The sequence below is a fragment of the Erwinia sp. INIA01 genome (assembly GCF_025947915.1).
Taxonomy (GTDB): Bacteria; Pseudomonadota; Gammaproteobacteria; order Enterobacterales; family Enterobacteriaceae; genus Erwinia; species Erwinia coffeiphila.
Map to the genome: position 1 here is coordinate 106,784 of NZ_JAPDNC010000006.1, position 19,238 is coordinate 126,021.

Below are 19,238 nucleotides of genomic sequence, written 5' to 3' on the forward strand. Positions count from 1 at the left end.
ATCTGGAGAGGGCAATGTGGGCCATTTCCATCATTGGAAAATCGAAGGAATGTCGAAAGACGATCTTTTAAAGCAGCGACTCCGATAGCAAAGCGCAGACGGGTTGGCCCTGGAAACGGGCAATCCGCAGCGCTGAACGTAACGAGGGAGCCAGGATTTGCTCGCATGGACGCGAGCAAAAGGCGCAGCCGGGGCAGGAAGCCCCGTCTGCGGCGGTCCGCAAAGGCTCCCGACTGAAGAGAAGGCACCACGCAACGCGTGGCGCGAGGACCCGCCCGTTTCCAGGGCCAACCCGTCTGCGCCAGCCCCGAACCCACAAGCCCCGAACCCACAAGCCCCGAAACCACCAGCACGAGCCCTCTGTTGCATTTCCCCGACAATCCCCTTAAATCACTGTCTCCAAACGGCGACACTTAACTCGTTGATTTAAATGGCACGATTCACACATCGCTAAAAGTGTTACTTTTCAGCGACACTCAGCCAGACCGGCTGGTCAAAACGATCGCGAACAAAAGAGAACCGCATCATAAAAAATCACCATTTTATAATAAGTTAAAACATAATTTGAAAAACTGGCACGATGATTGCTATAATCTATTCAGCGGCTCATTCACCTGGTTATGATAGCCCTGCGCAAGCGGTCAAGTGCCCATAACGCCCAGAATGACGCACAAAACGGAGCCTGTCGTCCACCCCACCGATAATCGTTCACTCTGTGACGTTATCAAACATCGGACGCAACGTTGAGTTAGGCTCCACCTATTCAGCCTCGCTGCTCACCTGCAGCGTCGCCCGATGGCCGGTTCAGTGAACCGGCCATTTTCATTTCATCGCCTGACTTTCCTCGCAGCCCACTCTCCGCTAGCATCACTGATAACCTGAACAAGAGATCTCTCCGTGAAGAAATGGCGTCTGTTTCCACGATCCCTGCGTCAGCTGGTGCTGATGGCGTTTTTACTGGTGTTATTACCGCTGCTGGTGCTGGCATGGCAGGCCTGGGAAAGCCTGTCGGCGCTGAGCGATCGCGCTGCGGATACTAACCGCACCACCCTGACCGATGTGCGGCGCAGTGAAGCGATGGCGCGCACCGCGCTGGAACTGGAGCGCAGCTATCGACAGTACTGCGTGCTGGATAACCCGATGCTGCAAAAGCTCTATCAAACTCAGCACAGCCGCTATTCGCAAATGCTTGATGCCCATGCGCCGGTGCTGCCGGACATCCGTACCTATCAGGCGCTGCGTCAAAGTCTGACTCAGTTAAGCCAGATAAAATGCGACAACAGCGCACCGGTCAAGGCGGCAGCCGAGCAGCTGGAGGCATTTTCTTCCGCTAACGCGCAGCTGGTGCAGACAACTCGTGAAGTGGTCTTCTCGCGTGGTCTACAGTTACAGCGTGAAATTGCCGATCGGGGTCAGTATTTTGGCTGGCAGGCGCTGACGCTGTTCCTGCTCAGCCTCGGGCTGGTGGTGTTGTTTACCCGCATGATTATCGGGCCGGTGAAAGCTGTAGAACGGATGATTAATCGCCTGGGTGAAGGGCAGCAGCTGGAACAGAACCTGATGTTTAAAGGCCCGCGCGAAATTCGCTCTCTTGGGCAGCGCATACTGTGGTTGAGCGAGCGGCTGACCTGGCTTGAGTCCCAGCGGCATGAGTTTCTGCGCCATATCTCTCATGAGCTAAAAACGCCGCTGGCCAGCATGCGTGAAGGCACGGAACTGCTCGCCGATCAGATAGTTGGACCTTTAACCGCCGACCAAAAAGAGGTGGTGAGCATTCTCAATGACAGCAGCCGCCGCCTGCAAACGCTGATTGAGCAGCTGCTGGACTACAACCGTAAGTTAGCCGATGGCCCGCTGCCGCTTGAGGATGTGCCGCTGGCACCGCTGGTTGAAACGCTGATTGCCAGCCACAACCTGACGGCTCGCGCTAAGATGATGCATACCGAAGTCGATCTTCAGCTCGCCAGCTGCCGGGCTGAGCCGACATTGTTACTGCGGGCGATCGATAATCTTTATTCCAATGCTGTACACTACGGCGCAGAATCAGGCCGTATCTGGATCCGCAGCCGCCAGCAGGGAGGCCGGGCAATCATTGAAGTTGCCAACACCGGCACGCCTATCCCGGACGCAGAGCGGGCGATGATCTTTGAACCTTTCTTCCAGGGCAACATGCAGCGGAAGGGGGCCGTTAAAGGCAGTGGGCTGGGACTGAGCATTGCCAAAGATTGCCTGCAGCGTTTACAGGGTGATTTACAGCTGGTTGACAGCAAGGAAGCGGATGTTTGCTTCCGTATCGAATTAAATACCACCGCCGGGAATAACTAGTCATGCGTTTTTCACCTTTATCTGCTCTGTTGTCTCTGGATCGAACCGGCAAACTCGCTGCGGTGTCACTGCTGACTTCACTGATATCTGGCTGTAGCCAGATGCCAGAGAAGAACAGCAGTCTGACGCATGATTCGTTCAGCGAAACTCAACGCCGCGTTGTGGATTTCCAGGAGGTTTCCTGCGGCCAGGTCTGGACCTTTAACAGCGTATCGGTGGTCAATAATCCGCTTTACTGGCTGCGAACGATGGACTGTGCCGAACGCCTGACACCAGCCGAAGCGCGGGCAGAAGCGCGTCGCTGGCCAGCGGATAACTGGCAGAGCCGGTTTAAACAGGCCGTACTGCTCAGCAACGGTAATATCACGCCGGTGGAACGCCGCCAGTATTTGCAGCGGCTTGATGATTACAGCTACGACTACCCCACCGCCGTGCGCCCGTTGCTGACCCTGTGGCGGGAAGGGCAGGGATCGCTGCTGCAACTATCCGCAGAGCGCACGCGCTACGCGACGCTGCAACAAACCAGCGATGCGCAGCTTGATGCGCTGCGCCAGCAGGACATCGCGCTGAATCAGGAACTGGCGGTGACCCGGCGCAAGCTGGATTCCCTGACCGATATTGAACGTCAGCTCTCATCACGGCGCTCGCCTGATGCCGCCGACAGCAGCCATGCCGCGGATAAATCCGCACCGGACGACGCAACATCGTCCGGCAATAAATCAGAGGATGATGCAACGCCATGATAAAAAAATCAGCCCGGCTGCTGCTGGTGGATGACGACCCCAGCCTGCTTAAACTCCTTGGTATGCGTCTCAGTAGTGAAGGTTTTGCCGTCACCACCGCCGAAAGCGGCCCGGAAGCGCTGCGGGTGCTGGACCGCGAAACTATCGATCTGGCGATTAGCGATCTGCGTATGGATGAAATGGACGGAATGGCGCTGTTTGCCGAAATCCAGAAACGTCATCCCGGCATGCCGGTCATCATTCTTACCGCTCACGGTTCTATCCCCGATGCCGTTGCCGCTACGCAACAGGGTGTGTTCAGCTTCCTGACCAAGCCGGTGGATCGCGATGCGTTGTATAAAGCCATTGATGAGGCGCTGGCACACCGGGTGCCAACGACGGATGAGTCGTGGAGCGAAAATATTGTCACCCGCAGTCCGCTAATGCTGCGTCTGCTGGAACAGGCGCGGATGGTGGCGCACTCTGACGTTAGCGTGCTGATTAACGGCCAGAGCGGAACCGGAAAAGAGATCCTGGCGCAGGCGATCCATGCGGCCAGCCCGCGTGCGGGCAAAGCGTTTATCGCGATTAACTGCGGTGCCCTGCCGGAGCAACTGCTGGAGTCCGAGCTGTTTGGCCATGCGAAAGGGGCTTTTACCGGGGCGGTGAGCAGCAGGGAAGGGCTGTTCCAGGCCGCGGAAGGGGGAACGCTGTTCCTCGATGAAATTGGCGATATGCCGCAGGCGCTGCAGGTCAAACTGCTGCGTGTGCTGCAGGAGCGTAAAGTGCGCCCGCTGGGCAGCAATCGCGATTTGGATATCGACGTGCGTATTATCTCCGCCACCCATCGCGATCTGCCAAAAGCGATGGAGAAAAAAGAGTTTCGCGAAGATTTGTTCTATCGTTTAAACGTGGTCAATTTGAAAATCCCCGCACTGCATGAGCGAGCCGAGGATATTCCGCTGCTGGCCAATCATTTGCTGAAGCAGTCGGCCGCGCGGCACAAACCGTTTGTCCGCAGTTTCTCCAGCGATGCGATGCATCGCCTGATGGCCGCCAGCTGGCCGGGAAATGTCCGCCAGCTGGTGAATGTGATTGAACAGTGCGTAGCGCTCACTTCAGCTCCGGTCATTGGTGAGGCGCTGGTCGAGCAGGCGCTGGCCGGAGAAAATACCGCATTGCCTACGTTCGCGGAGGCGCGTAATCAGTTCGAGCTTAACTACCTGCGCAAGCTGCTGCAGATGACCAAAGGAAATGTCACGAATGCCGCCCGAATGGCAGGGCGCAATCGCACCGAGTTCTATAAACTGTTGTCGCGACATGAACTGGACGCTGGCGATTTTAAAGAATAATTTTCAGTGCCGTTTTTGCTATCAATTATGGTAGTTTAGCTGCCTGAAAAAAGAGACAGACCGCGCCGCGTGACCTGTCCGGTGAAGTTAATCGTTGATTACCCGTCCGTTACCGGAGGGAGAAATAAGGGTCTGCTATGAAAAAGATCGATGCAATTATTAAGCCGTTCAAACTGGATGACGTGCGCGAAGCGCTGGCGGAAGTCGGCATCACCGGTATGACGGTAACGGAAGTTAAAGGTTTTGGCCGTCAGAAAGGCCACACCGAGCTGTATCGTGGTGCTGAATATATGGTCGATTTTCTGCCAAAAGTGAAAATCGAAATCGTTGTGGCTGATGATATTGTCGATACCTGCGTCGATACTATTATGAACACGGCGCAAACCGGTAAAATCGGTGACGGTAAGATTTTTGTGTTTGATGTGGCGCGCGTTGTGCGTATCCGCACCGGTGAAGAAGACGAAGAAGCGATTTAATCGCTGTTTTTCACTTGCGTAACAGGGCCTGAATATTCAGGCCCTGCTCATTTCTGGCGTTACGATCGGCAGAAAGGTTGGTTACAGCGCTTTGTGCGGGCCAAAAACTTCATAATGAATACGATCGTGCGAAACGCCCAGCTGTTGTAGCTGCTGCTCTACCGCCTCCATAAAGCCCACCGGCCCACATAGATAATATTGCATGGCCGGATCGCTGAGCATGGACTCCAGCGGTGACAGGTTGATAAGTCCATGCGTGTTGAACTTCTCTTTATCCTGAGCAGTGGGATGACTGTACCAGATATGCTGCGTAAATCGCGGCAGGTGGGCTCCGGTTTCCGTGACTTCTTTCGCAAAGGCGTGCGTGCTGCTGTTATCGGCGGCGTGGAACCACTGCACCGTCGACGGATGTCGGCTCTCTGCCAGCTGATGCAGCATCGCCAGCATCGGCGTTAGCCCCACGCCTGCAGAAATCAGCGTAACCGGTGTTTCCGGCTTCACGTCGAGGAAGAAATCACCGGCCGGTGGAGCAACGCGCAGATGCGTGCCCACTTTCTGCTGATGCAGCCAGCTGGACATCGTCCCGCCTTGTTCATGGCGTACGGCAAGACGATAATTTTTGCCGTTCGGTGAGCGGGTGAGTGAATACTGACGAATTTCTTTGTTTTCAAATGAAGGATCGTCCACCCACAAGGCAAGATACTGCCCCGCGCGATAGCTCGCGACAGGCTGGCCGTCGGCCGGTGTCAGCACAAAACTTTTGATTACCGCGCTTTGTGGGGTGATTTCGCTAATAACGAATTCTCGCGTTCCCCTCCAGCCACCGGGTTTCTGCTCGGAAAGTTCATAAATCTGCTCTTCACGCTGCACGAAGATTCCGGCCAGCACGCCATAGGCTTTGCCCCAGGCCTCAAGAACCTCTTCACCCGGATGCAGCATTTCATCAATGCTGGCCAGCAAGTGCGTACCGACAATGTTGTATTGCTCAGGCCGAATGGCAAAACTGGTATGCTTTTGGGCTATTTTTTCCACGGCGGGGCCAAGCGCCGCCAGATTATCGATATTGCTGGCATAGGCGCAGACGGCATTAAACAGCGCTTCCCGCTGGTGGCCGTTGCGCTGATTGCTCATATTAAAAATATCTTTCAGTTCGGGATTGTGGCTGAACATACGATCGTAAAAGTGGGCCGTCAGGCTTGGTCCGAGTTCGAGAATGGCGGGAATGGTGGATTTGACGATGGCAATGGTCTGATTATCTAGCATAGTGAACTCCCTGATTTTATAACGTGTATTTCAGATGCATTAATTTTCGGGAAATTGCATTGTAAATACCCATCTGAGAATCAGGGTTATTTATCCGTGCTGATGGCGTGGGCTTGTTGAACAAGCTGCAAGTTGATAATGAGGAAAACTCCGTAACCAACTGCTTGCAAAAATGATATCTAAGCCTTGCTGGCTCTGAAGCCAATCGTTTGCGCAAAAAGGCGGTCATGGCGCTATTCAACGGCAGGGTAACAGTTTAAACTGTTGCCCAACACCCCGAAGTTCCTTATTAAAAGTCAGTTGAGTCAGGAGATGCAGATGTTAAAGCGTGATATGAACATTGCCGATTACGATGCCGATTTATGGCAGGCGATGGAGCAGGAGAAAGTGCGTCAGGAAGAGCACATCGAGCTGATTGCTTCAGAAAACTATACCAGCCCACGTGTAATGCAGGCTCAGGGATCCCAGCTGACTAACAAATATGCCGAAGGGTATCCGGGGAAACGCTATTACGGTGGCTGTGAGTACGTGGATATCGTTGAGCAGCTGGCTATCGACCGCGCTAAAGCGCTGTTTGGTGCCGACTATGCCAACGTGCAGCCGCATTCCGGTTCACAGGCGAACTTCGCTGTTTACACCGCGCTGCTGCAGCCGGGCGATACCATTCTGGGTATGAACCTGGCACACGGTGGTCACCTGACCCACGGTTCCCCGGTTAACCTGTCCGGCAAACTGTATAAAGTCATTCCTTACGGTATCGATGAAACCGGCAAAATCGACTACAACGAGCTGGCCGAACTGGCTAAACAGCACCAGCCGAAAATGATCGTAGGCGGCTTCTCCGCATACTCTGGCGTGTGTGACTGGGCTAAAATGCGTGAAATCGCTGACAGCGTTGGCGCATACCTGTTCGTCGATATGGCCCACGTTGCTGGTCTGATCGCTGCTGACGTTTACCCTAACCCGGTACCACACGCACACATCGTGACCTCGACTACCCATAAAACCCTGGCGGGTCCTCGCGGTGGTCTGATCCTGGCTCAGGGCGGTGACGAAGATCTGTATAAGAAACTGAACTCAGCGGTATTCCCTGGCGGCCAGGGCGGCCCTCTGATGCACGTTATCGCCGGTAAAGCGGTGGCGTTCAAAGAAGCGATGGAGCCAGAGTTCAAAACCTACCAGCAGCAGGTTGCTAAAAACGCACGAGCGATGGTTGAAGTGTTCCTGGAGCGTGGCTACAACGTAGTTTCCGGCGGCACCCATAACCATCTGTTCCTGCTGGACCTGGTTGACAAAAACCTGACCGGTAAAGAAGCCGACGCCGCTCTGGGCCGTGCTAACATCACCGTCAACAAAAACAGCGTGCCTAACGATCCGAAGAGCCCGTTCGTGACTTCCGGTATTCGCATCGGTTCTCCAGCTGTAACCCGTCGTGGTTTCAAAGAAGCTGAAGTGCGCGAGCTGGCTGGCTGGATCAGCGATATTCTTGACAATATCAATGACGAAGGCGTGAGCGAGCGCGTGAAGAAGCAGGTTCTGGATATCTGCGCCCGCTTCCCGGTATACGCATAATCCGCTAGCAGCTCCTTTACTGCGAGCCGTTGCACAGATAACGGGGCACTTTGTGTCCCGTTATTTTTTTATCTGTCCGCACGGTGTAGAGTACCGCCGAAACTTACTCTGTCGGATGGAACATGACGATACGATCGACGTACTGGCTGGGGCTGGGCTACTTCACTTATTTCTTTGCCTACGGCATCTACCTGCCATTTTGGGGCGTCTGGCTTGAGGGCAGCGGCATGAAGCCTGAGCAGATCGGTCTGCTGCTTGGCTGCGGCATGATCGCTCGCTTTACCGGCAGCCTGTTGATTGCCTCCCGCGTCACCAATCCTTCCCAGCTGGTCAATGCGCTGCGTCTGCTGGCGCTGATTACCCTGCTGTTCGCCCTGGGATTCTGCTTCGGCTCGCATTGGCTCTGGCTGCTTTTCGTGATGGTGGGCTTTAACCTTGTGTTTTCACCGCTGGTGCCGCTGAGCGATGCGCTGGCTGCCACCTGGCAGCGGCAAATCGCGCTGCCCTACGGACCGGTGCGGCTATGGGGATCGCTGGCGTTTGTTATCAGCTCGGCATTGACCGGTGTACTGGTCAATCAATTCTCTTACCAGGCGATTCTGATGCTGCTGTGCGCAGGCTGCGGCGCGATGCTGGCCGGGATGCTGCTGCGTCCGGCGGTGATGCCGCAGGGCACCTCGAAGCAGGGCAGCCACGCTGGCTGGCAGGTGTGGCTGCAGATGCTGCGGGAGAATGCCGTCTGGCGTTTTATGCTGTGCGTGACGCTGATGCAGGGAGCGCATGCGGCCTATTATGGTTTTAGCGCGATCTACTGGCAGCAGGCGGGCTATTCGGCCAGCGTCGTGGGTTATTTGTGGTCGCTGGGCGTCGTGGCTGAGATTGTCATTTTTGCTGCCAGCAACCGGCTGTTTCGCCGCTGGCGCGCCCGCGATCTGCTGCTGCTCTCCGGCATTGCGGCGATTGTTCGCTGGAGCCTGATGGCAGCCACCACCGATCTGGGCTGGCTGATTGTGGCGCAGATCCTTCACTGCGGCAGTTTCACCGTTTGTCATCTGGCGGCAATGCGCTTTATTGCTTCCCGAGAGGGATCGGAGGTCATTCGTTTGCAGTCTCTTTACTCAGCGCTGGCGATGGGCGGCGGCATTGCGATTATGACTATGGTCTGCGGCGTGTTATTCCAGCATCTGCACGGCGGGATCTTCTGGGTGATGGCGCTGCTGGTGGTGCCGGCTTTGTTCCTGCGGCCAACGATCCGTTAATCAGGATTCCAGCAGCGCACGGATGCTGCGCTGCTGGTGCTCGCCCAGCGGCAGCTCCGCGTGGATCAGCGGCGGTGAGAACAGCGGCAGGGTGGTGACATAGGGAGTAATTACCAGAGAAATTCCCTTTGGTGCACTGTTACGCTGATAATCGTCAACCGTCAGGTATTTAATATTCAACGGCAGCAGCGTTAGCTCACGCAGCTGCTGCTCAACGCAGCGTTCGAGTTCCTGGTCATAACCGGTCAGCAGCAGGACCTGCTTTTCCTGCAGGGCGCTCTCCTGCATCAGCCAGGCACCAAAGATAATCGCCGTCAGTCCCAGCTCTTCTTCAGAAAATCGCAGCGAGAACTGTTGTTCGAATTCAACCAGGGCGGCACGGGTCGTTCGCAGCAGGCGCGGATACTGACGCGCCACGTCTTCCACCAGGCTGTGATCGATGCCAACAGTGAACCGTACACGCTCCAGCGCCTGCGCCAGATGGCTGAACAGCTGGGCACAGAGTTCATCATGGCAGCTGAACTGCATGCCCGATAGCTGCTGAAAACGTAGAATAAGCTGTTGAATCGCCAGCAGTAGCCGGGCTTCATAGTCCCCAATCGGCTGGCTGATGCTGGGGATGTGCAGCTGGCTAAACAATAGCGCCAGCGGGATGGCATCATCCGCCGAGGTTTGCTGATAGCCCTGCCGATGCCAGCAGCGAAGGATCTCCTGCGCCAGTACATATTCCGTTTTGGCACTCAGCCAGCTTGTCTGTTCAGGGTTAAAGTCCACCAGGCAGTCATGGGCGAGGGAGTACTGCAGGTAGATCTGCAAAAAGTGGCGGTCGCGTGCGTTGAAATCCCGCATAAGCTGCCGGGAACAGTGCTGGATCAGCGCCTGTAAATTATGCTCATCATACAGCGCCTTGCTGACCTCGTTACGCTGCAGGTGGTGTTTGATCCTCGGGGTGAAATAGTGGCAGACAAAATCAGGCGATAGCCGCAGTGCACGACGTAAACCGTGCAGCAGACACAGGCGCTGATTTAGCTGTGCGCCGATCAGCCGTAGTGACCCCTGTTGATCCTGTTCGATAATCAGCTGGTGATAACGCTGGATCTCCAGCGTAACCTCCGCTATATCTTGCCGGGCTACCGCGTCTTCTACCCCGTTCAGCTGGCAGTAAATTTCCAGCGTAACGTCAGGTTCAGGAAGACAAAGCATTAAAATGAGGTGGCAGCGCCGTTGCTGACGGGAAAAAACAGAGGTTTCTGGTGAGTAATCACTCGTCATCTGCACTCCCGCTAAACGTATCTTGTGTTAATCCTAGCCTGACTCCCTGCGGCTGTGGAGGGTCTGCGGACGTTTATTCGGCGCTTTTAAATACAGGTCACAAAAATAATCGGGAAATCCTGGAATGGGGTTGAATTTGTTACGTTATAACAGATACATTGTTGGGCTGATGCTGGTTGTGGGTGCCGTACCGGCGGCGTGGTCGCACCCGCACAGCTTTATTGATATGCAAACCACGCTGGTCCACCAGGGTGACACTATTACCGGGCTGAGAATGCGCTGGGTGATGGATGAAATTACCTCCGCCGATCTGCTTTACGATGCCGCCGACGCTAAACCCGGTTCGGTTATCTGGAAGAAACTGGCGGCGGAAGTGATGGCTAACGTGCTGGGTCAGCACTACTTCACCGAGTTCTGGCATCAGAAGCAGCCGGTGAAATTTGAGAATCTGCCGCCGGAGTATCATCTGTCCCGGCAGGGCCACCAGGCTGTACTGGAATTCGTGCTGCCGCTGGCGCATCCGCAGCCGCTGAAAGGCCAGCGCTTTGTCTTCTCCACTTTTGACCCAACCTACTTCGTTGATATGTATTACGACTCGGAAAAATCGTTGAAAATCCCTGATGAACTGGCGAAAGAGTGCCATTTTGAACTGAAAACGCCAAAACCTGATGCTTCGATGCAGGCGTATGCGCTATCGCTGGATAAGGCGGATGCGCCAGCGGAAGAGATGGATTTGGGTCGTCAGTTTGCTCAAACGGTAACGCTGGTATGTCAGTAAATATCCTGTCTATGCAGGCGCGCAGCTGGCGGCAGCTGTGGCCGCTGTATCTGCTGATAATTGTGCTGCTGGCCTGTGCGCTGCTGGTGTGGCAGTTCTGGCCGCAGATCCTGTTACAAAGCGTGCTCTGGCAGAAAAATCTGCACCAGCAGATGACTGCGCTGCTGCAACAGGTTGCCAGCCATCCTCAAAAGGCGGGGCTGACGCTGATGGGCTTCAGCCTGCTGTATGGCGTTTTGCACGCGCTGGGCCCGGGGCATGGCAAAGTCGTGATCGCTACCTTCCTGGCCACGCATCCTACCCGGGTAAAAACCAGCCTGCAGCTGACGATGATGGCTGCGGTGGTGCAGGGCGGTGTGGCCATTGCGCTGGTTACGATAATGCTGGTGGTGCTGAAACTCTCTTCGCGGCAGCTGCATCTCAGCAGCTACTGGCTGGAAAAAAGCAGCTATCTGCTGGTGGCCGGTCTGGGAGTATGGCTGTGCTGGCGTGCGGCCAGGAAGCTGATGCGCACGCTGCGGACCTCGGGCAAGACTGGCGGCATCACTATTCATCGCATTGTGCCAACCGATCACCAGCACAGCGAAAGCTGCGGCTGCGGGCATCAGCACGTACCGGACAGCGCTCAGCTTGCCACCGCTGTGGGTTGGAAAACGAAAAGTCTGGTAGTGATGTCGATGGGGATGCGTCCGTGTTCCGGGGCGATCATGATGCTGCTGTTCTCGAAGGTGATCGGGGTATACGGCTGGGGCGTACTGTCGGCGATTGCGATGGCGCTGGGTACGGCGCTGACCGTTTCCGGCATGGCGCTGCTGGTACAAATTTCCCGAATTCTGGCGCTACGTCTTAGCCGGGATCGTCCTGCTGCGGGCTGGCAGAAGGTCGCGCTGAACTGCCTTGCGCTGAGCGGAGGGATACTGCTGCTGGCGGCGGGTATTGTACTGTGGCTGAGCGCGCAGCCAGATATTTCGGGGGGCATCCGCCCGCTGTTTACCCGTTAATTTTGGGCATAAAAAAGGCCGACGTCAGGTCGGCCTTCGTGAGACGGGTAAAAATTAACGCTTTAGCGCTTCGCTCAGCTCTTCACGGATGTTAGCCAGGATTGATTTCACCACGCGCGGGTTACCGGCAACGATGTTTCCTGAAAGCATATAGCCGTGTGCGCCAACAAAGTCGGTGACCAGACCACCGGCTTCACGAACCAGCAGTTCACCGGCGGCAAAATCCCACGGCTTCAGGCCGATTTCGAAATAGCCGTCAACGCGGCCGGCGGCGGTGTAGGCCAGGTCCAGCGCAGCAGAACCGGTACGGCGGAAATCTGCACACTTGGTGAACAGTTTGCTGACGATGTTGATATAAGGGGTGGCGTGCTGCTTCAGCTTGAACGGGAAACCGGTCGCCAGGATGGTACCATCCAGATCGCGAGCGGTGCTGCCGCGCAGGCGGTAGCCGTTAAGCTGTGCGCCCTGGCCGCGAACGGCGCTGAACAGTTCATTACGCATTGGGTCATAAACTACCGCCACTTCGGTGCGGCCTTTAATGCGCACGGCGATAGAGACAGAGAAGTGAGGCAGGCGTTTGATAAAGTTGGTGGTGCCATCCAGAGGGTCGATAATCCACTGTATATCCTGATCTTCACCGGCTAACTCACCACTTTCTTCAGTAATAATGGTGTGTTTCGGGTAAGACTTGCGAATCACCTCGATAATCTGGCGTTCCGCTTCGCGGTCAACATTAGTCACAAAGTCGTTGCTGCCTTTCTGGCTGGCTTCGACTGCGTCCGGGGTTTCATAGTTCTTAGCAATTACGTTTCCGGCCTTGCGCGCAGCGCGCACGGCGATGTTGAGCATCGGATGCATGTAGTGTCGTCTCACTGGATGTTAAAGAACGGTATCTCTTACTACCGCCAGCCTGCCGGTTTATTGGCCGCCGCAGTAGTTGGATATAAAACGGCGCGTACTATAGCAGGGAGAACGGCAAATGTCCTGAAAATATGATAGCATCGTTAAATTATTCCTCACACCTGACACTCTCATGCTGCAAAATATCCGAATCGTACTGGTTGAAACGTCCCACACCGGCAATATGGGCTCCGTAGCCCGTGCCATGAAAACCATGGGTTTAACAAACCTTTATCTGGTCAATCCGCTGGTTAAGCCTGACTCGCAGGCCATCGCTCTGGCTGCCGGTGCCAGCGATGTAATTGGCAATGCCACCATTGTCGATACCTTTGATGAAGCGATTGCCGGCTGCAGTCTGGTTGTCGGCACCAGCGCGCGTTCCCGTTCGCTGCCCTGGCCGATGCTGGACCCGCGTGAATGTGGTCTGAAGAGTGTGGAAGAAGGGCAGCAAGCGCCGGTTGCACTGGTGTTTGGCCGTGAACGCGTAGGTCTGACCAATGAAGAGCTGCAAAAATGCCACTACCACGTGGCGATTGCCGCGAACCCAGAATACAGCTCGCTGAATCTGGCAATGGCCGTTCAAGTGATTACCTATGAAGTGCGCATGGCCTGGCTACAATCGCAGGAAACCGAAGCCGCCGAAGTGACCGAATCGCCTTATCCACTGGTGGACGATCTTGAGCGTTTTTACCAGCATATGGAGAAGATGATGGTGGCCAGCGGCTTCATTCGCGAGGCGACGCCAGGACAGGTGATGAGCAAAATGCGCCGTCTGTTTACCCGTGCCCGCCCGGAAAAAGATGAGCTAAATATCCTTCGCGGCATGCTTTCATCCCTTGAAAAAAAGCGGGAAAATTGATTGGTTTTCATTTAAATCAATAAGTTAATACTTGAGTAAAACACTTGGTTAAATAGTTGAGTGTTTTACTCGGTTAAATACTTGACCAAATTACTCAGGAATGGCAGACTTGCGTCCATATTTTGTTAACACCCATCCAGGGTTATAACCGAGGTCGTAAAGCCATGAGACTGACATCCAAAGGCCGTTATGCTGTTACCGCTATGCTTGATGTTGCACTGCACTCTCACGAAGGTCCTGTACCTTTAGCTGATATTTCAGAGCGTCAGGGCATCTCCCTTTCTTATCTTGAGCAGCTGTTCTCTCGTCTGCGCAAGCATGGTCTGGTTGCCAGCGTACGTGGTCCGGGTGGTGGTTATCTGCTGGGTAAAGGTTCTGATGCGATCGCGGTTGGCGCAGTGATTACTGCCGTTGACGAATCCGTTGACGCCACCAAATGCCAGGGCAAAGAAGGCTGCCAGGGCGGCGAACGTTGCCTGACCCACGTACTGTGGCGCGATCTGAGCGAGCGCATCAGCGACTTCCTGAACAACATTACACTGGCCGAGCTGGTGAACAACCAGGAAATCCTGGAAGTTGCCGACCGCCAGAACAATAATGAAATTCGTCGCATCCCGAACGGTCGTATGCACGAAACAATTAACGTTAATCTGCGCGCCTGATCCTCACTCAATCGCGTTTCCAGCGTCGTGCAGATTATGTATCCCTGAGCTTTCAGATTGTCGTCCGGTGACAGCGGGTTGAAAGCTCAGGGAAAACCTGTACGGAGCTTAACGCGCAATGAAATTACCGATTTACCTCGATTACTCCGCCACCACTCCGGCCGACCCCCGCGTTGCCGAGAAGATGATGCAGCACCTTACCCTTGATGGAACCTTCGGTAATCCGGCCTCTCGTTCCCACCGTTTTGGCTGGCAGTCAGAAGAAGCCGTCGATATCGCCCGCAACCAGGTTGCCGAACTGATCGGTGCCGATCCTCGTGAAATCGTGTTTACCTCCGGTGCAACCGAAGCCAATAACCTGGCAATTAAAGGTGCCGCTGAGGCGAATCAGGAAAAAGGCCGTCATATTGTTACCTGTACAACGGAACATAAGGCCGTACTGGATACCTGTGCTCAGCTTGAGCGCGGAGGCTACAGCGTCAGCTGGCTCAATCCGCAGGCTGACGGCGTTATCGATCTTGCTCAGCTTGAAGCCGCGCTGCGTGATGACACGGTACTGGTGTCAATCATGCACGTTAATAACGAAACCGGTGTGATTCAGGATATTGCCGCCATCGGCGAACTGTGCCGCTCCCGTGGCATCCTTTTCCATGTTGATGCTACTCAAAGCGTGGGAAAATTGCCGATCGATCTCACTACGCTGAGCGTCGACTTAATGTCCGTATCCGGCCATAAGATTTACGGCCCAAAAGGCATTGGCGCGCTATATGTTCGCCGCAAGCCTAAGGTACGAATTGAGGCTCAAATTCACGGCGGTGGCCACGAACGCGGTATGCGTTCCGGCACGCTGCCGGTGCATCAGATTGTAGGCATGGGTGAAGCCTATCGTATTGCCAAAGAAGAGATGGCCGAAGAAATGGCGCGCCTTGCTTCACTGCGTGCACGCTTCTGGACGGGAATCAGCGCAATTGAACAGGTTCATCTCAACGGTTCGTTTGAACACGGCGCGCAAAATATTCTCAACGTCAGCTTCGGCTACGTTGATGGCGAATCGCTCATTATGATGCTGAAGGATCTGGCCGTTTCATCCGGCTCCGCCTGCACCTCAGCCAGCCTGGAGCCTTCCTATGTGCTGCGTGCAATGGGCGTGAGCGACGATCTCGCCTACAGCTCGCTGCGTTTCTCGCTGGGTCGATTCACCACCGTTGAAGAGATTGACTATGCGATCGCGCTGATCGTGAAGTCAATTGCGAGGATGCGTGAGGTTTCCCCACAGTGGGCGGCGTTTAAAGCAGCAGGCGTTGCTGCTGCCAGCTAGACGTTAGCTTACAGATTCGCGTTATGCCAACGGGCCGGATTAACTCTTCGGCCCGTTTCACATTCAGCATAAAAGCACGGCATGAGAGCATGCGGTGAAAACATCTTTCCCGCATTTCTGTTAGTCTGGTGCGTCGATTTTGAATAGCATCTGTCCTGCGGCAAATCGCAGAGGCCGGGGATCTCCGGTCCACGACGTGAAAAAATGATAAGGAGCCATGCGATGACCACCTCTGTTATGAACATTACCCTGTCAACGGCTGCGGCCGATCCGCGCTGGGGCGAAAAAGCGACCCTAACCAGTAATGACAGTGGAATGACGATCCATCTCACCGGCAAAGATGCACAGACCACCATCCAGCGCGCCGCGAGAAAAATTGGCGGGCAGGGGATCCGTAATATCAGCCTGAGCGGCGACGGCTGGGATCTGGAAAACAGCTGGGCATTCTGGCAGGGCTACCGCGCGCCGAAAGGGTCGCGCCAGGTTGAATGGGCCGCACTGAATGAGGCTGACACCAAAGAACTGAACAGCCGCCTGAAGATCGTTGACTGGGTGCGTGACACCATCAATATGCCGGCGGAAGACCTGGGGCCAGAACAGCTGGCGACCCGCGCGGTCGATCTGCTGTGTGATGTCGCCTGCGACAGCGTCAGCTACCGCATCACCAAAGGCGAAGACCTGCGCCTGCAAAATTATGCCGGTCTGCACACCGTCGGGCGCGGTTCTTCCCGCAGCCCGGTGCTGCTGACGCTGGATTTTAATCCGTCGGGTAAAGAAGATGCACCGGTGTTTGCCTGCCTGGTCGGTAAAGGTATTACTTTCGATACCGGCGGCTACAGCCTGAAGCAGAGCGGTTTTATGGACTCCATGAAATCTGACATGGGCGGCGCGGCCACCCTGACCGGCGCGCTTGCGCTGGCGATTACCCGTGGCCTGGATAAGCGCGTGAAGCTGATCCTCTGCTGCGCGGATAACATGGTCAGCGGCAATGCCTTCAAGCTTGGCGACATCATCCACTACCGCAACGGCAAAACCGTTGAGGTAATGAATACCGACGCTGAAGGCCGTCTGGTTCTGGCCGATGGGCTGATTGACGCCAGTGCGCTGAAGCCAAAACTGATCGTCGATGCCGCCACCCTGACCGGTGCGGCGAAAACCGCACTGGGTAACGACTATCACGCGCTGTTCAGCTTTGACGATGCGCTGGCGCAGTCGCTGCTAAACTGTGCTGAAAAAGAGAGCGAGCCGTTCTGGCGCCTGCCGCTGGCGGAATTCCACCGCAGCCATCTGCCGTCAAACTTTGCCGACCTCAACAACATCGCCAGCCCGGCACACTCTGCCGGTGCCAGCACCGCCGCTGCATTCCTGTCGCACTTTGTCAGCGAATATAAGACCGGCTGGCTGCACATTGACTGCTCCGCCACCTACCGTAAAGGTGCGGTGGATCAGTGGTCTGCGGGTGCAACCGGTCTGGGCGTGCGCACTGTCGCTAACCTGCTGCTCAGCCACGAATAATGGCGATCGGGCGATCTTCCTTTACGGATCGCCCGCTAAAACATAGCCCGTAAACGAAAAGAACCTGACGATGAACGAACTTAACCCGCGCCTTGAAGAGGTGCTGAAGCTGGCCGCCGGTAAACCGGCACACCGCCCCGAGTTTTTCTCCCTGCTGATGGATGCCAGCGTGGTGGTCCCGGGCGAAAGCGCCGAGGCCGGTTCTGCTATTGATGCCAGCACGCCGGTGGATTTGCAGCACTGGGAAAAAGACGACGGTACCAGCATTATCCCCTGCTTCACCTCGGTCAGCGCACTGGAGCAGGCGGTCAGCGGCGAGCAGGCTTATCTGGTGATGCCAGTGCGTACGCTGTTTGAAATGACGCTCGGTGAAACGCTGTTCCTGAATCCAAAACTGCCGGAGGGGAAAGAGTTTTCGCCGCGTGAAATTGCCGATTTACTGGGCGATCACGGCAGCGCGCTCAGCCAGCAGACCGTGCTGGAAGGCGGGACACCATTACTGCTGTCGGAAATTGCCGAGCCGCCTGCGCAGATGATTGACTCGCTGACACAGCTGTTTGCCAAATACAAATCGGTGCGCCGCGCTTATGTAGCTCACATTAAAGAGAGTGCCGACCAGCCAGCAAACCTGCTGATTGGTATCGAAGCCGACGGCGACATTGACGCGATCATTCAGGCGGCGGGAAGCGTGGCAACCGATACCATGCTGGAAGATGAGCCGATCGATATTTGCCATGTTGTGGAAGGCGATAAGGGCATCAGCCACTTCTTTATCGCCCATATCAAGCCTTTCTACGAACGCCGCTGGGGCAGCTTCCTGCGCGATTTCAAAGTGGTAAATCTTTAAGTTCCTGCATCAAAAAAGGCGACCAGTCGGGTCGCCTTTCTACTGAAGTACTAAAGGGGCTTACAGCGAATCGTTGACGATCGGTAGATCGTTGCGGCTGCCCCATTCTCCCCAGGAACCGTCATACAGCGTGACCTCTTTCGCGCCCAGGCTGGTCAGCGCCAGAATCACTACCACCGCCGTCACTCCGGAGCCGCAGCTGGCGATAACCGGCTGGGCCAAATCGACACCCTGCCGATCGAAGATTGCGCGCAGTTCGGCGGCGGGTTTCAACTGACCTTCGCTGACCAGGCTATTCCAAGGCACGTTCAGACTGCCGGGAATACGGCCACGATGCAGACCCGGACGGGGTTCGTCAACTTCACCGTGGAAGCGGTTTGCCGCGCGGGCATCAATAATCTGTGCGCCGCCTTCATGACTGACCAGCAGCACATCGGTCACGCGTTTAACCCGATCGCCGTCTGTGACTTTCGCGTCAAAATCACCTTCCGTCAGGCTGACTTCACCACTTTCCAGCGGCAAGTTCGCTTTCTGCCAGCCAGCCAGCCCACCGGCCAGAATTGACACCTGCTCCGCGCCAAAATAGTTCAGCATCCACCAGGCGCGCGGTGCGGAAAACAGATTGCCTTCATCGTAAACCACCAGATGTTTATCTGCACTGACGCCCAGTTCGCGCATGGCAACGGCAAAAGCCTCAGCACGCGGCAGCATATGAGGCAGGGCGGTGCTGTGGTCGGAAAGCGCTTCAATATTAAAGAACGGTGCACCGGGGAGATGGGCAGCCAGATATTCAGCGGTCACATCACGCGTTAATTCCTGGCCGGGCGGCAGCATGCGCGCATCCAGAACCTGAACATTTTCATCGGTAATATGCTCCGCCAGCCACTCGGCGGTCACAAACAGGGAACGGGTCGTCATAGCGTCCTCATCGTTGACAGTGTTTTGCTGAGTGTCAGCGATTTTACCCTCTATCACAAGGGTAAATCCCGGTACTGCGAGACAGCTGGCAAAATGCCTGCGTGGAGGAATAGAAATTGCACAGATTACCTATTACTATTTTAGAGAAATTGTAACACGGGTTGACGGTCATCCAGATGCAGCGGCCAGGCAAGGGAAA

At 55.5% G+C, this 19,238-nt stretch carries 17 protein-coding genes; 13 read left to right on the forward strand and 4 right to left on the reverse strand.

The annotated features are described in order from the left end of the window. Nucleotides 1–897 precede the first annotated feature (897 nt). The 4 genes from OMR58_RS12510 (at nucleotide 898) to glnB (ending at nucleotide 4,875) form a co-directional block, all read left to right on the forward strand. Nucleotides 898–2,325: a sensor histidine kinase gene (locus OMR58_RS12510; RefSeq protein WP_200561597.1), complete on the forward strand. Its 1,428-nt coding sequence runs from the start codon at nucleotides 898–900 to the stop codon at nucleotides 2,323–2,325. A gap of 2 nt (nucleotides 2,326–2,327) precedes the next feature. Further along, nucleotides 2,328–3,068: a two-component system QseEF-associated lipoprotein QseG gene (gene qseG, locus OMR58_RS12515; RefSeq protein ID WP_264546106.1), complete on the forward strand. Its 741-nt coding sequence runs from the start codon at nucleotides 2,328–2,330 to the stop codon at nucleotides 3,066–3,068. After that, the gene (gene glrR / locus OMR58_RS12520; protein WP_105593204.1) at nucleotides 3,065–4,399 is read left to right on the forward strand and encodes a two-component system response regulator GlrR; all 1,335 of its coding nucleotides are present in this window, start codon (nucleotides 3,065–3,067) and stop codon (nucleotides 4,397–4,399) included. Before qseG ends, glrR begins: the two co-directional genes overlap by 4 nt. A gap of 137 nt (nucleotides 4,400–4,536) precedes the next feature. Beyond that, complete coding sequence (gene glnB / locus OMR58_RS12525) at nucleotides 4,537–4,875, forward strand: nitrogen regulatory protein P-II (protein ID WP_056238873.1); 339 nt, start codon at nucleotides 4,537–4,539, stop codon at nucleotides 4,873–4,875. 81 nt (nucleotides 4,876–4,956) lie between these two features. Here glnB and hmpA read toward each other — a convergent pair whose 3' ends face one another. Further along, the gene (hmpA, locus tag OMR58_RS12530; RefSeq protein WP_264546107.1) at nucleotides 4,957–6,138 is read right to left on the reverse strand and encodes an NO-inducible flavohemoprotein; all 1,182 of its coding nucleotides are present in this window, start codon (nucleotides 6,136–6,138) and stop codon (nucleotides 4,957–4,959) included. A gap of 318 nt (nucleotides 6,139–6,456) precedes the next feature. On the opposite strand from hmpA, the gene glyA reads away from it, so the two are divergent. Then, nucleotides 6,457–7,710: a serine hydroxymethyltransferase gene (gene glyA, locus OMR58_RS12535; RefSeq protein ID WP_105593206.1), complete on the forward strand. Its 1,254-nt coding sequence runs from the start codon at nucleotides 6,457–6,459 to the stop codon at nucleotides 7,708–7,710. A gap of 122 nt (nucleotides 7,711–7,832) precedes the next feature. After that, nucleotides 7,833–8,969 carry a 3-phenylpropionate MFS transporter gene (locus OMR58_RS12540; protein WP_264546108.1) on the forward strand — a complete coding sequence of 379 codons (1,137 nt, stop codon included), beginning with the start codon at nucleotides 7,833–7,835 and terminating at the stop codon, nucleotides 8,967–8,969. On the opposite strand, the gene csiE is transcribed toward OMR58_RS12540, so the two are convergent. Next, entirely contained in the window at nucleotides 8,970–10,241 is a 1,272-nt protein-coding gene (csiE, locus tag OMR58_RS12545; protein ID WP_200561606.1) for a stationary phase inducible protein CsiE, read from the reverse strand. It lies immediately after the preceding gene. A 169-nt stretch (nucleotides 10,242–10,410) separates the two neighbouring features. Here csiE and OMR58_RS12550 point away from each other — a divergent pair, with 169 nt between their 5' ends. Next, nucleotides 10,411–11,019, forward strand: coding sequence for a DUF1007 family protein (locus OMR58_RS12550; protein WP_234471949.1), 609 nt, complete (start codon nucleotides 10,411–10,413; stop codon nucleotides 11,017–11,019). Continuing rightward, complete coding sequence (locus tag OMR58_RS12555; protein ID WP_200561610.1) at nucleotides 11,010–12,020, forward strand: nickel/cobalt transporter; 1,011 nt, start codon at nucleotides 11,010–11,012, stop codon at nucleotides 12,018–12,020. The genes OMR58_RS12550 and OMR58_RS12555 overlap by 10 nt, the downstream gene beginning before the upstream one ends. A 54-nt stretch (nucleotides 12,021–12,074) precedes the next feature. Here the strand turns inward: OMR58_RS12555 and suhB are convergent, their stop codons facing one another. Beyond that, nucleotides 12,075–12,878, reverse strand: a complete 804-nt coding sequence (gene suhB / locus OMR58_RS12560) for an inositol-1-monophosphatase (RefSeq protein ID WP_264546109.1) — start codon at nucleotides 12,876–12,878, stop codon at nucleotides 12,075–12,077. A gap of 175 nt (nucleotides 12,879–13,053) precedes the next feature. On the opposite strand from suhB, the gene trmJ reads away from it, so the two are divergent. The 5 genes from trmJ (at nucleotide 13,054) to sseB (ending at nucleotide 18,121) form a co-directional block, all read left to right on the forward strand. Then, entirely contained in the window at nucleotides 13,054–13,779 is a 726-nt protein-coding gene (gene trmJ, locus OMR58_RS12565; protein WP_105593212.1) for a tRNA (cytosine(32)/uridine(32)-2'-O)-methyltransferase TrmJ, read from the forward strand. Between the two features lie 164 nt (nucleotides 13,780–13,943). Beyond that, the gene (iscR, locus tag OMR58_RS12570) at nucleotides 13,944–14,441 is read left to right on the forward strand and encodes a Fe-S cluster assembly transcriptional regulator IscR (protein ID WP_105593213.1); all 498 of its coding nucleotides are present in this window, start codon (nucleotides 13,944–13,946) and stop codon (nucleotides 14,439–14,441) included. 118 nt (nucleotides 14,442–14,559) lie between these two features. Continuing rightward, nucleotides 14,560–15,759 (forward strand): IscS subfamily cysteine desulfurase, encoded by a 1,200-nt coding sequence (locus OMR58_RS12575; RefSeq protein ID WP_264546110.1) that lies wholly within the window; start codon nucleotides 14,560–14,562, stop codon nucleotides 15,757–15,759. A gap of 222 nt (nucleotides 15,760–15,981) precedes the next feature. After that, entirely contained in the window at nucleotides 15,982–17,274 is a 1,293-nt protein-coding gene (gene pepB, locus OMR58_RS12580; RefSeq protein ID WP_200561614.1) for an aminopeptidase PepB, read from the forward strand. A 70-nt stretch (nucleotides 17,275–17,344) separates the two neighbouring features. After that, complete coding sequence (gene sseB / locus OMR58_RS12585; RefSeq protein WP_264546111.1) at nucleotides 17,345–18,121, forward strand: enhanced serine sensitivity protein SseB; 777 nt, start codon at nucleotides 17,345–17,347, stop codon at nucleotides 18,119–18,121. A 60-nt stretch (nucleotides 18,122–18,181) separates the two neighbouring features. Here sseB and sseA read toward each other — a convergent pair whose 3' ends face one another. Beyond that, nucleotides 18,182–19,039, reverse strand: coding sequence for a 3-mercaptopyruvate sulfurtransferase (gene sseA, locus OMR58_RS12590; protein ID WP_264546112.1), 858 nt, complete (start codon nucleotides 19,037–19,039; stop codon nucleotides 18,182–18,184). Nucleotides 19,040–19,238 lie beyond the last annotated feature (199 nt).

What these genes read in the sequence shown, in the direction of transcription:
- qseG (WP_264546106.1), top strand. Translation starts at nt 2,328, where the DNA reads ATGCGTTTTTCACCTTTATCTGCTCTGTTGTCTCTGGATCGAACCGGC.
- glrR (WP_105593204.1), top strand. Translation starts at nt 3,065, where the DNA reads ATGATAAAAAAATCAGCCCGGCTGCTGCTGGTGGATGACGACCCCAGC.
- glnB (WP_056238873.1), top strand. Translation starts at nt 4,537, where the DNA reads ATGAAAAAGATCGATGCAATTATTAAGCCGTTCAAACTGGATGACGTG.
- hmpA (WP_264546107.1), bottom strand. Translation starts at nt 6,138, where the DNA reads ATGCTAGATAATCAGACCATTGCCATCGTCAAATCCACCATTCCCGCC.
- glyA (WP_105593206.1), top strand. Translation starts at nt 6,457, where the DNA reads ATGTTAAAGCGTGATATGAACATTGCCGATTACGATGCCGATTTATGG.
- OMR58_RS12540 (WP_264546108.1), top strand. Translation starts at nt 7,833, where the DNA reads ATGACGATACGATCGACGTACTGGCTGGGGCTGGGCTACTTCACTTAT.
- csiE (WP_200561606.1), bottom strand. Translation starts at nt 10,241, where the DNA reads ATGACGAGTGATTACTCACCAGAAACCTCTGTTTTTTCCCGTCAGCAA.
- OMR58_RS12550 (WP_234471949.1), top strand. Translation starts at nt 10,411, where the DNA reads ATGCTGGTTGTGGGTGCCGTACCGGCGGCGTGGTCGCACCCGCACAGC.
- OMR58_RS12555 (WP_200561610.1), top strand. Translation starts at nt 11,010, where the DNA reads ATGTCAGTAAATATCCTGTCTATGCAGGCGCGCAGCTGGCGGCAGCTG.
- suhB (WP_264546109.1), bottom strand. Translation starts at nt 12,878, where the DNA reads ATGCATCCGATGCTCAACATCGCCGTGCGCGCTGCGCGCAAGGCCGGA.
- trmJ (WP_105593212.1), top strand. Translation starts at nt 13,054, where the DNA reads ATGCTGCAAAATATCCGAATCGTACTGGTTGAAACGTCCCACACCGGC.
- iscR (WP_105593213.1), top strand. Translation starts at nt 13,944, where the DNA reads ATGAGACTGACATCCAAAGGCCGTTATGCTGTTACCGCTATGCTTGAT.
- OMR58_RS12575 (WP_264546110.1), top strand. Translation starts at nt 14,560, where the DNA reads ATGAAATTACCGATTTACCTCGATTACTCCGCCACCACTCCGGCCGAC.
- pepB (WP_200561614.1), top strand. Translation starts at nt 15,982, where the DNA reads ATGACCACCTCTGTTATGAACATTACCCTGTCAACGGCTGCGGCCGAT.
- sseB (WP_264546111.1), top strand. Translation starts at nt 17,345, where the DNA reads ATGAACGAACTTAACCCGCGCCTTGAAGAGGTGCTGAAGCTGGCCGCC.
- sseA (WP_264546112.1), bottom strand. Translation starts at nt 19,039, where the DNA reads ATGACGACCCGTTCCCTGTTTGTGACCGCCGAGTGGCTGGCGGAGCAT.